Annotated in this window: 6 protein-coding genes; 2 read left to right on the top strand and 4 right to left on the bottom strand. The window is 33.1% G+C overall.

Translation table 11 applies throughout. From position 1 onward, the window contains the following. Positions 1–189 precede the first annotated feature (189 nt). Together M2475_RS01715 and M2475_RS01710 are read right to left on the bottom strand one after the other, a co-directional pair. The gene (locus M2475_RS01715) at positions 190–1,125 is read right to left on the bottom strand and encodes a LysR family transcriptional regulator (protein WP_277489192.1); all 936 of its coding nucleotides are present in this window, start codon (positions 1,123–1,125) and stop codon (positions 190–192) included. A 48-nt stretch (positions 1,126–1,173) separates the two neighbouring features. Then, entirely contained in the window at positions 1,174–2,703 is a 1,530-nt protein-coding gene (locus M2475_RS01710) for a WG repeat-containing protein (RefSeq protein ID WP_277489191.1), read from the bottom strand. A gap of 183 nt (positions 2,704–2,886) precedes the next feature. Between M2475_RS01710 and M2475_RS01705 the strand changes: the two genes are divergently transcribed. Together M2475_RS01705 and M2475_RS01700 are read left to right on the top strand one after the other, a co-directional pair. Further along, positions 2,887–3,300, top strand: a complete 414-nt coding sequence (locus M2475_RS01705) for a C-GCAxxG-C-C family (seleno)protein (RefSeq protein WP_277489190.1) — start codon at positions 2,887–2,889, stop codon at positions 3,298–3,300. Positions 3,301–3,498: 198 nt separating this feature from the next. Then, positions 3,499–4,251, top strand: a complete 753-nt coding sequence (locus M2475_RS01700) for an alpha/beta hydrolase (protein WP_277489189.1) — start codon at positions 3,499–3,501, stop codon at positions 4,249–4,251. A 63-nt stretch (positions 4,252–4,314) separates the two neighbouring features. Here M2475_RS01700 and M2475_RS01695 read toward each other — a convergent pair whose 3' ends face one another. Continuing rightward, the gene (locus M2475_RS01695) at positions 4,315–8,811 is read right to left on the bottom strand and encodes a beta-N-acetylglucosaminidase domain-containing protein (protein ID WP_277489188.1); all 4,497 of its coding nucleotides are present in this window, start codon (positions 8,809–8,811) and stop codon (positions 4,315–4,317) included. Between the two features lie 188 nt (positions 8,812–8,999). Further along, positions 9,000–13,046: a beta-N-acetylglucosaminidase domain-containing protein gene (locus M2475_RS01690; RefSeq protein ID WP_277489185.1), complete on the bottom strand. Its 4,047-nt coding sequence runs from the start codon at positions 13,044–13,046 to the stop codon at positions 9,000–9,002. Positions 13,047–13,434 lie beyond the last annotated feature (388 nt).

Here is a 13,434-nt window from a genome sequence, read left to right as displayed (position 1 = left end):
GATACATAAATTTTGCTAATGTGAGATTTGTAATTTGATTGTGAGTCATTATATTACAATTACAACTCTCTAATTACAATAGTTTCCCAACTACTGTACCTATATAATAGCAAAGCTAAAAAAAAGAAACCAATATGAAAAAGGAATAGCAATATTCCTTTTTGTATATATCACTATCCTTTTATAACATTATTTATATACTTTCTTAGATACCTTTATTTTTTCTTCTTTTACTTTTTCCATAAATTGATTATCTAATTCACTAAACTCATAACCTTTTGGATATATCAAAACATCTTTATATACTCTCTCTATAGGATGACACCTTCTTTGTACCAATCCATATCGTGCCAAAATATTATCCGGAATTGGAGAAGTCCACATATAAGATGTAGTAATCGTTTCAAGCAAATCAAATTGATTATATCGCTCATATACATATATCTTCTTTTTCACATTGATATCTTTATTGCCATTCGTGTCTGCATTTACCAAATACGGAACCGTATTATCTCCATGTACAATCTCTACATATTTAATTAAATCTGTATATTTTACTTGTTTCGCATTTGCCAAAGGATGTTTCTTAGACATAATTGCTAGGTGTTTGAATTCCCAGATGTCTTCACTGTTCAAATTTTTACTACGTAAATAATCCGTAAAGTACTTTTCATGTACCATCTGATATCGAATCACACCAAGATGAAAAGCACCTTCTGCTACATTTGTAATCGTCTTCACAGAATTGGTTTCTTCCATATTTACATCAATTCCTTTATCAATATCCAACTCTGCTACAAACTTTGTAAACCCTTGAGCTATATAACTTCCTCGTGGAATAGAAATATTGAATACTTGGTTATTCGATGCATCTGGGTGTGCCAAATCTTTTATTTTATCAATCTGCATTAAAACACTGCGAGCATACACTAAAAATTCGGCTCCCTTTTTCGTTGGAAACATTCCTTTAGCAGAACGCTCAAAAATTTGATAATCCAGTGTCTCCTCAAGTTCTTTAATTGCTTTGCTTAAATTTGGTTGTGCCATAAATAAATTCTCTGCGGCTTGGGTTATGGAACCTGTCTTCGCAACTTCCAATGCATATTTAAAATGTAATGTATTCATCACAACCTCCTCTCTTATACCCTAAAGATATAATATTGAAATCATAATTTATTTTACCAAATATCCTTTTGGCAAACGTAAAATTTCTTTATCTGTATTTTTATTATAAATTGTATATTGATAGTAATGGGTATTTGCTTTCCCACCCTCTTCTTGCACTATTTTATAGTCGTCTACATAGGTAACTGTTTCTTTTTCATAAGGATAATATCCATGTTTCGACATATATGACAATATCCTTTGAACTAAATTATTTGCTTCTGCTTCAGACATTTGATTGTTTTGCACATCCCCTTTTAAAGCATATACTAATTCTCCATCATATGTATAAATTTCAAAATCATCTTTTCCTTCATAATCATGATGATTATAATTTACATAAATATATCCTGCACCAATGGTTACTTCATACGTTTTTTCTTTTCGAGGGAAAATAAGTTTCCCTTTCCAATTGACTACCTCAGCATTTACGCTTGTATTCTGTGAAGTATTCACAATTGTTACACCTTCTTTTTTCGCATATGCAAATTCACTAACCATATATCCTTGATAAGAAAAATCTTCTTTCATATCTTTATTAAAAACCGTAAAATATGTTTTATTATCTTCTGTGTAGGTGCATACATAACCATCTTCATATGCCTTTATATTAGAATATTTAAAGTCAGCGATAACCTTTCCCTTCGCATCTAAAACACCATAGTAAGATCCACCTTCTTTTTCTTGAAACATATAACTATTTTCATTTTTTGAAATGAATTTGTATTTTCCATCAATTGTGAAAGTGGTGTCTGTATTTAACTCATCGTCCAATTCTTGGAAAGTTTGTTTTTCTTTATGATGCATATAATACTTTTGATCGTCATAACTATATTGTATATAAGAATATTCAAGAGGATATAACTCTTTCCCTTGATAATCAATCATTCCATATTTTCCATCTACTTCTACAATAAACCCCTTAGGACTTACTTCAATAGGAATATCATAGAACTTTACAACCCACTCCTCTTCTGGTGGCAATTCTTCCCATTCTTCAACTTCTTCATAATATGTTGGTTTTGCATCAAATGCAAAAGGAATTTTAACATTTCCTTGATAATCAATCACACCACATTTTCCATCTTTAACCGCATATAAAAACTCAACATTACTTCCTATTGCTTCTAAATAATCATATTTATTTTTTAAAGATTTTTTACCATTCTTATCTACTAAGAAATATTTATCACCTTTTTCATAATCTTCTATCTCTGCTACGCTATAACCAGCATTATTGAACGATGATAATTCACCATATTTGGGTTTTACAATTTCTTCACCATCAAGGGTAAATAAACCATACTTCCTGTTATCCTGTACACGTACTACTTCTTTATTTATTAACTTATCTTCAATCACATTTATTTCATTCACTTCTAATGGTGAACTATCTTCTTTTTCCATGATTTCAGATACTTCCTTTAAATCATTAATATCCCAAGTTCCTATCTTTACTTCTTTTTTCTCTGCCTTTTCACTACAGCCTATTAACGTTGTTATTATTAATAAACTTATAATTAAATATCCTTTTTTCATATATCCGCCACCTCACTCTATTTATATTAACACAATTTACTCTATTTCGCTGAATTCATCTGCGAATTATTAAGAAGAAAAGTTAGTAATTATTGATAGAACAAAACTACATTATCGTAAAACATATGGACGGTTTTGATTGATTGTGATAGAATTCGAGTGATAGATAAAGGAGACTATACTATGTTAAGAGAAGTTGCTGAAAAATATTATCTACAAGGCTATAATTGTGCAGAAGCCATGATTCGCGCAGGTAATGAATATTATAATCTTGGATTACATGAACATGATATGCGAATGACAGCTGCATTTGGAGGAGGATTTCAAATCGGTGATGTCTGTGGCGCACTCTCAGGATCTGCCTGTGTTGTCTCATGTAAATATGTAGAAAGAAAAGCACACGATAACCAAGAACAAATTCGTTCCATCACACAAAAGCTTGTTTTAGCATTTCAAAAAGAGCTCGGATCAAGACTTTGTTCAAAAGTAAAACCTATTCATTACAACAAAGAAGTAAAGTGTCAAAATACAGTGGGTTTAAGTGCTGATGTGTTAGAAAAAATAATTAATGATTTCGAAAAAGAAATAAACGCATAAATAAAAATGAAGGCGAATAAACATTCTACCTTCATTTTTATTTGCTAAATCTTTGTTTAATTAGTTTTGTGTTATAATTAAAATATAAACAGGAGGTTTTCACTTATGGGAATCTGGACACAACCTTACTTTCGGTAAGGTAATTACACACAATATACCTTACTAATTTTTAAATAATTAAAAAATAGGAGGTAAATTATGGCATATTTTAATTATGATAATAAAAAAATTTACTATGAAGAACATGGTGATGGTATCCCTGTTATCTTTTTACACGGAAATACCGCTTCAGGAAAAATGTTTGAACATCTTATTCCATTATATGATAGTTCTTTTAAACTTATTCTTATTGATTTTTTAGGACATGGAAAATCAGATCGCTTAGATGCATTCCCAGTGGAATTGTGGAAAGATGAAGCAAAGCAAACAATTGCCCTCATAGAACATCTAAATTATAAAAAGATAAACTTAGTAGGCACTAGTGGTGGAGCTTATGTTTGTTTATATGTTGCGTTTGAAAGACCTGATTTAGTCAACAAAGTTGTAGCCGACAGTTTTGATGGACGAACACTTGGTGAAGGATTTGAAAAAGGACTTTCAATTGAACGCTCAAAATCAATAATTGATCCAAACATATCTCAACTTTATAAATGGTGGCAAGGCGAAGATTGGAAAGACATCGTACAAAAAGATACCACTTCTTTAATAGCCTTAGCTAAACAGAAAAAAGAATTATTTCCTAAACCATTTAAAGAATTAACAACCCCTGTACTTCTCACAGGGACAGAAAAAGATAATTTGACAATGAACTCTATTCATGATGAATATAATACTATTGCTTCAGAAATGAACAACTGTTCAATTCATATTTTCGAAACTGGTGCACATCCATCCATTTTAACAAACGCTGAAAAAATGGCTGAATTAATCAATCATTTTATTTGTGATTAATTACAAATAAAAGATTACATAAAAAAAGCTAACTCTACTTTAGTAAAGTTAGCTTTTTCTTATCTATTTTCGAATGTATTTTTTTCTTCTGCTTGTTCCATACATCGCAAGTCCTGCCAATGCCATCAAACCAACTAGACTATTTATATCTGTTGTATCTCCTGATGCTACTCCTTTCGCTGATGTCGATGCTTTTCTACCTCCATCTTTACTACTTGGTGCTTTGCTTGGACTATTTACTTTCTTTAAGTTTTTCATCGCTTTTTGTAACTTCGCTTCTGCTGCTTTCACTTCCGCTTCACTTACTTCTTCATTCTTAATGACTGCTTGTGCTTCTTTGATTGCTGCATTCAACGCTTTTACACTGTCTGCTGTATATCCTTTTACTTCTAAGTTGTTTGCTTTTGTAACCATCTTAGATAACGCACTTGTATCTGCTTTCAATCTTGCTTTTAACTTCTCTTTTGTTAATGCTTTTGTTGCTGCATCAATCTCGGCTTGCGTTTTACCATTTGCTAATACATTCTTAGCACTTTCTAATGCTGTTGGTAATCCTTTGATTGATGATGCTACATACTTCGTTTTGTTTGCTAAGATCTTTTCAACAGCTGCAATTTCTCTTTCTAATGCTTCCGTATTGATCTTTCTTTCTAATCCATTGATTGCATCAAACAAGTCTTTGTATGCTTTTGCCACTTGTGTTTCTGTTGCATCATCATCAGCTACTACCGTTTTCGCTGCTGCTAATGCTGTTTCTAGTTTTTCCCAGCTCTCTGCGCTGTAATCTGCTTCTTCATATTTTTCAGCAATTGCAACAAGTGCTGCTAATTCACTCTTATCTAGAATTTCCCATAGTTTGCTCATTGCATCCGCAATCTTATCAGTTGCTGCAATAATTGCTGCTTTATCTTTGCTATTTGCATCTAATAACGCTTGTCCATCTGCAACTGCTTTTTCTAGTTCTTTCACTTTACCTGGACGAACATTACTCAAATCTTCAGCTAATGTATCTTTCGCCATTTCTACATGGAATTCTAAATCTTTAAGTAATGCATTTGTTTTTGCCTTAGCGTCATCTAATACTTTCTTTTCTGCAAATAAGTCACTCATTGCTTTTGATACTTGTTTCACTGAAATATCTTCTTTACCTCTTGCTAACAGTGTTTCAGTTTCTTCAATAAGTACTTTCATATCGGCAAAATCTGCTTCTGTGAAATCATCTTCCATTGCTTTACAAGTTTCTACTAATGTTGCTAATGCATCAACCGTATATCCACTTGCACGTGTTTCTAACCTCAACATTGCCAATTCTAATAAAAGAGTAGCTTCCTTAACATCGTATTCTGAAGCATCTGAAGGTAAATTCTTAGCTACTTCATATGCATCTATAAATGTTTTCCATGAAGAAGTCGTTGTTGTATCTTGACGATCTGATTCAATAATTGCCTCTGCTTCTTCTAACACTTGACTCAATGGTGTTACACGTCTTTCCGTAACAATTATTTCAGCAATTTTAGGTTGTTGATCTGTAAATGTTAATCGAACATTTAAAATATTTGCATTAACACTTAGTGTTTTTAAACTTTCATCTAATGTTCCTACTTCTTGCCATGTTGTATCACTTGAAGATTTACCTATTATCTCCACTTCTACTTTAGCGTTGGAAATTTTCTCTTCATCTTGAAGAATAATCAAATCTTTTACATTCGTAACTGTTGTCATTGCATATTCAACACTATCCCCAGCTTTTACAGTTGGTTCATAATACGTTGTAAGACTCTTATCATATAAATTACTTGCTGTTCCAGTCGTTAAATCTGTTTTTACTAAATCAAGATCTCCTGATGCTCCTGTATTAATGTCAACTTCATACACTTGCACCCAATTACCATGTGTTTTGGTAGAAACAAAACGAATGTATTTTGCTTTTACACCACCTGCATTAAAGTTGGCTGTACATACAACATTAGCACCATTTTTCCATTCAACATATTGATTTACTGGCACTGTTCCAACCCGTGTCCATGACGTTCCATTATCTGAATATTCTAATGCTGTTTCTTGGAAGCCATCAACCCCTTCTGACATTCCTTTAGGGTTTCCTGCAAAGTGAATTGCAACATCATAAATTTCTGTTGGTTCACTTAGTTGTAATCTTACATAACTTCCATTTGATGAACCTGAACTTGAATAGAATTTTGTATCCATAGATCCATCCATCGCATATTTAATATTATTTGCACCATATGTACTCATATTCGTAGTAACGGTTGCAGAAGATACTTTCTTTAATGTTGTTAATGTGAATGCATCAATTCCTACTTCACCTTTACTTGTTGCACGAACATATGCGATTGTACCTGCAACCTTGCTAATTGCTTTACCACTATCTACTATTGTTTCTGCTTCTACCCAATCATATCCATTGATTGAATATTCTACTTTTAAAGCTTCAAGATTTGTTCCTAATATCTCTACTTGATAAATATTTGTGAGTGTTCCTAATGCAACTCCAATTTCTTGTCCATCACTAAGAATATTTACACCATTCAAACTATATTTACCATCTGCTGCAACAACTTCTGCAACTTCTACTAATTCACTTGTACCAATTGCTTCTGGAGCTTTTTCAACAAATATAGATTTCATAAGAACTTTATCTGCTGCACTATTCGCATTTGTAATAAGCGGTTTGATTCGTTTTTCACAAACGTTTACAACATTTTCTTTTTCACCTGTTGTTTCCAAACTAGTAATCGTAACTTTTTGCGCTTCAGCAAGTTTTGCTTTTGATAATGCAAGTGAATCTAAACACTCTTTAATCTTTCCTTGTTGTGCTGCTTCAAGTGCGTTTACACTGTGAAGTCCTGCTTGTACAACAAGATCATAAGCAGTTAAATGTGGTGTGATTTCTTTCAACATTGATTGATTACTCATTGCTTTAATCTTCGCAACATCAGCCTCTAATGTTTGGAACTCTATTTTCATATCAGCTACCATAGCTTCAAGATTTTCACCTGTTTCAAATGCTTTATTATAAGCTGCAACTTTATCAATTAAGTATCTTGATTCATCAAAGACAACCCCATCATTCAAATATGATGTATTATCAGCAAATCTTTCAAATGATTCTGCTACATCTGGAGTTAATTCTGAAACAGCACGTTTCCAACTTCCCATGTAGTCAAAATCATTTACATTCCAAGAATAATCAGCTCCACTATAAATCGCTACCTTACTAGCTTCTGCTTGAGGCATTGGATTAATAAAGAAACCTGATAAATTATCTACGTCTGTATCTACTGTTTCAAGTGGTGCCATATTTAAATTACTATCCTTGTAATCATTTACTGGATAATTCCACCAAGCTGCAACATCTTTCGTTGTTTTCGTTTGTGTTTTTGGCCACTCAAAATACGTTTTCTTAATAGATGACATTGTACTATTTCCAGTCCACATTACTACTACATCTGTATTTTCCAATGCTTTCATAAATGGTGTTAAATATGATGACACACTTACTCCCCATCCATTACAATAACGTGTTGGCACTGTAATAATAGGTTTTACATCACCTTTAGCTTTTACCCACTCATCATTTACTCGATTAATAATATTTGCATGATTTGTTCCACTTGGTGAACCTGATAAATCATCATAAGAAATACCAAACTGACGCACACCTAAATCATACAATTGTTCAAATTTGGCAATTAAAGTATTATAGTCAGCATCTGTATTATAATTGAAACCTGTTCCTGGATGAACACTCCAACAGAAACTTACATTATTTTCCTTAGCAATTCTTGCTAATTCTTTTAATTCTGCTGCTTTTTCCTCTGGATATAATACGCGCCAATTATCTTTATGATATGGATCATCTTTTGGTGCATAAATATAAGTATTCATCTTAAATTTACCAACACCTTCTAGCATTGATGCACGTTCTTCAAACGTCCATGGGAATCCATAGAATCCTTCTACATATCCTCTTAATTTAATATCAGGATAATCTGAAATAAGTGTTTCTACAAATCTACCATCACTTGTAGCTTGTTCAACCATTTGAGTTAAAGTTGCCACTCCATTAAACGCTCCATCTTTATCTGCTGCAAGGATTACAACTTCACCTTTAGTGTTTGTATCATTACTTGCTTTTAAGATATATCCTTGTTCTTCACTTAATGCACTTACATCAGCATCCAAATCTTTTTTACATTCTTCACAGTGCTCTGCATCCGTTGAAACCAAGATGTTAGCCTGATCAGCTTTCACCTCATCACTTTCTGTATATACAATTGCATGTGCATCAAGTAATGCTATAAGTTTTGTAAGTGTAGCATCATGATGCTCACCATGCATTACCAAATTCACACTACCTTCAAATTTCATACCTTCCTCTGAAAGATTTTGCATTGCTTGTGGTTTTGGATAAATCGCTGCGGTTGCAGGATCTCCTTCACCTTCAGCATTTACACTCATAGATCCTGGAATAGCAAACGTTAGTGTGAATGCAAATACAATTGAAAGGATTAAACTTTTTCTTAATTTTTCTATCATGCTTAATTCTCCTTTTCGTTTTCATTTTCAACAAAATATCTTCATATACTTCGTACCCTCTTTAAAATGAATCGCTGAATGAAATTACAAATATTTCCAAAACTAAAGCTACTTAGTACTTCAGCGACTATAAACTACTTCAAATCATATACACAATTCTAAACAAAGCCTTCCCCCAAAATAAATGCTTATCTACTTGTATACCTCCTTCTATATGTTCCATACACTGCTAATCCTGCCAATGCTAGCAATCCCATCAAGCCATTTACATCCGTTGAATCTCCTGATGCTACGCCTTTTGCTGATGTTGATGCTTTTCCATTGTTGCTAGTTACTGCCTTTCTTGGACTACTCACTTTCTTCAAACCACTCATTGCTGCTTGAAGTTTTCGTTCCATTACTTGCACTTCATCTTGTGTTACTTCTTCATTATTCAAGACTGCTTGTGCTTCCTTGATTGCTGCATTTAATGTATTTACACTATTTGCTGTATATCCTTTTACTTCTAAGTTGTTCGCTTTTGTAACCATCTTAGATAACGCACTTGTATCTGCTTTCAATCTTGCTTTTAACTTCTCTTTTGTTAGTGCTTTTGTTGCTGCATCAATCTCTGCTTGCGTCTTTCCATTTGCTAATACATTCTTAGCACTTTCTAATGCGGTTGGTAATCCTTTGATTGATGATGCTACATACTTCGTTTTGTTTGCTAAGATCTTTTCAACGGCTGCGATTTCTCTTTCTAATGCTTCTGTATTGATCTTTCTTTCCAATCCATTAATTGCATCAAACAAGTCTTTGTATGCTTTTGCTACTTGTGCTTCTGTTGCATCATCATTCGCTACTACCGTTTTCGCTGCTGCCAATGCTGTTTCTAGTTTCGCCCAGCTCTCTGCACTGTAGTCTGCTTCTACATATTTTTCACCAATTACAACAAGTGCTGCTAATTCGCTCTTATCAACGATTTCCCATAGTTCATTCATAGCATTCGCAATCTTGTCTGTTGCTGCAATAATCGCTGCTTTATCTTTGCTGTTTGCATCTACTAGTGCTTGCCCTTCTTCGATCGCTTTTTGTAAATCTTTTATTTTTCCTGGTCGAACATTACTTAAATCTTCTTCTAGTTGTTCATTTGCTATTTCAATATGAATTTCTAAAGCATCTAATAAACTATTTGTTTCTGCTTTTACATCATCCAATACTTTCTTTTCTGCTAATAAATCTGTTATCGCTTTTGATGCTTCTTCTTTCGAAATATCATCTCCACCCTTTGCCAATAATGTTTCTGCCTCTTCAATAAGTGCTTTCATATCTGCAAAGTCTGCTTCTGAGAAATCATCTTCCATCGCTTTACAAGTCTCTACCAAACTAGTCAATACTTCTATTGAGCTTGTACTTGCACGTGATTCCAATTCTAAGATTGCTAATTCTAATGCCAATGTAGCTTCTCTTATTTCTTCGCTTGTTGCATCATCAGCAATATTTTCAGCTGCTTCATAAGCATCCATAAATGCTGCCCATGTTGATGTTGTTTTTAATTCCTCTTTACCATCAAGAATCATATCTTCTGCTTCTGATAATATTGCATGTAATTCATCGCGACTAGGAGGATCATATTTTTCTGGCATAGTAATTGGATTTTCATATCCATATACAGCAAATTCATAAATACGTGCTGCACTATCTGCTCCTTGGGTTGGTGTATCAATATATAATCTTACATATTGTGCATTTCTTACAGGAATCATATGACTTGTTTTTCCTGCTTCATTATTTACCACCACTACAACTTCTTCAAAGTTTTTACCATCATTACTTACACCAATTCGATATGCTTTTGTATTTAGTCCTGCACCTTCTCCTCCAATCAAAGCATGCGAAATTTCAAACCCTGCAATCGTTCTTTGTTGTCCTAGATTAACTTGTAACCATTTTGCACCCCAGTTTGTTGTACACCATTTTGTAGAAGTCAATCCATCAATTGCTTTCGCTGGTGATTCTGCAGTCGCTGTATAACCAGATGCAGTTGCTGTTTTGTTAAGTGCTATATTCTCAAATGCTTCACTTGCTTCATTTGTAACAACTACAATGTCTTCTTTCACAATTTCATTTTCACCAAATTTATTCATTGCTTTCAATTTGATTGTATATACACCTTCACTACGATAAGAAATCGTTGGATTCTTTTCATGAGAAATCTTTGTACTACTGCCTTCCATCACCCACTCATATTCAAACGAAGATGATGAACTTGTATTAATTAGTGTGATTTCTTCACCAGGCACTACTAATGTTTTTGATAATTCAAAATTTGCTGTAGGATTTATTTTATATGCAATAGATTTTGTAATAAACTCTAATGCTACCTTTTCTGAAAGTAACTTTCCACTCTTTAAACTTGTAAGATTTTTATTTAAAGTAGTTGTTAATTCACTTACTTTTGCATCATCTAAAGTAACCTTAGCGATTAATAGATCTAATGCTAAATCACCATTCTTTCCTAATGCTTTTAATTTTTCTAAATATGGTTTTGCATGTGAAAGTTGATCAGCATCAAACGCTTCTAATAACACATCAGCAGAAGTTTGCATCTTATCAAATTCAGCTCTTAAAGCGATAATATCTGCATCATTGGTTAAATCAATATCTGAACCTACTTTCGCAATCACAACATCCATTAAATCTCTGATTTCTTGTGCATCTTCTCTACCTGAAGAGAAAGATGCTCCAGCTAAACGCGTTGAATGGTTTGCAAAAGTATACATATATGGTGCAAGATCTCCATATAAATAATTAATTGCATTATTAAATGATCGTTTGTCATCATATGTCTTTGTATTCCAAGCATAATCAGCACCTGTTGCTAACGTAATCTTTGATAAGTCTGCATGTCCCATTGGATTCATCACAAAATAGTCAAGCATGTCGCCTAACTCGTTATCTAATCCATAAATTGGACCTAATCCTAATTTTGCCAATTGATAGTCATTACATGGATAATTCCACCAAATACCTAAACTATCCCCATAAAGAGTTTTAATAAGTTCTGTATCACTTACACTTATTCCATCAGGAACAGTTGATGGACCTGTCCATAATACAACGATATCCTCATCAATATTTTCAGAAAATGCAATTGTATATTCTTTAAAGTTATCACCATCACGCATTGCATTTGTATCATATTGAGTTGGTACAGTAACCAAAGGAGTCACATCACCTTTCGCTTTTACAAACTCTTCATTAAATCTATTTAAAAATTCTGATTGTTGAGTTCCTGCTCCTGTACGCAATGTTATATCATCAAAGAAAATTGCAAAACTACGAACTCCACCGTCGTACATTTTATTACATTTCTTTACTAACGTTTGATAATCTGCTTCCGCATTTGCACCCGTTAAGGCAATATCATTACCTGGTGAAAGAGCGAACACAAAATCAACTTTATTTTGTTTCGCTATTGCTGCGGTTTCAATTATCTGTTTCATATCTGCTTCTGGATAATCTTCTCTCCATTTTGCCCTATGATATGGGTCATCTTTCGGTGCAAAGATGTAGGTATTCATTTTTGTTTTTCCATAAAATCTGACTTGATCTTTTCTTTGCTCCCATGTCCATTCAGCTCCACCCTTGTTGACATGTGCATAAAACCCTTCAATACTACCACGACTTGCCATCGTTGGTTCATCACTAATTACAACTTCTGATATATCTTTTCCCTGAGCAAGTTGAATCAATGTTTGAACACCATAGAATGTTCCGTCTTCATCCTTTCCTATAATCACAATGTCACCATTTGCTGTAAGTGCATTTGATACCCCTAAAACATACCCTTCCTGTTTTAAATCAGTTGCATCTTGTAAGCCCATATTATTTCTTACAGCATCTAATCCTGATACTGAATCATCACTTTCTGCCAACCAAATTGTTGTTGCATCAGCTTTTTCAGTATCTATTACTGATATTCCATTTCCCTCCAAAAATGCTTTAAGCTCGCGTACAGCATCTTCATCTGCTGTATCTGCTTTTAAATATACTTCATCACTTAAATGAAGCACACTTTCTCCATATGTAATATCTTTAGGTTGTACTACCAAGTTATTTGCAGCTCCATTATTCTCTTCTGCACCTATTCTTGTAACCATCATATTTTGAAATATACATACTATCGATAAACCAAAAACTAAAAACCGTATTAAATATCTTTTCATTTTTGTATTTGTAACATATTGATACAATCAATATGCACTTCTCCTTTCCAGCCTATTTACTGAATTCTTAAATACACAAAAAAATCAAATTCTATTCTACTTAGTTTTTGCCCTCCGTTCCCTCACTGTTTGTATATAAGCATTTATATCGACATATTGCCCATCCACCTCCTTTGGGTTAGATAGCTAAAATAGAAAACTATACAAAGCGAAAATAAAAAAACTGGTACAATCAAAAAGATCATACCAGTTTTGCCCACACACCGAAATCGTATAGTTACAATCTAGCTTTATTTATCTAATTAAATGATAGCACAGATATGACAATTGTCAATCTGGTTCTTACATATATATATATCATTATCATTTCAAAAATTCATTCTTTTAAACATAATTTAAAATCATTCATAATACT

Source organism: Breznakia sp. PF5-3, assembly GCF_029504745.1.
Taxonomy (GTDB): domain Bacteria; phylum Bacillota_I; class Bacilli_A; order Erysipelotrichales; family Erysipelotrichaceae; genus Breznakia.
Note: the sequence above shows the minus strand (reverse complement) of the source record. Positions and strands in the feature narration are given on the sequence as shown.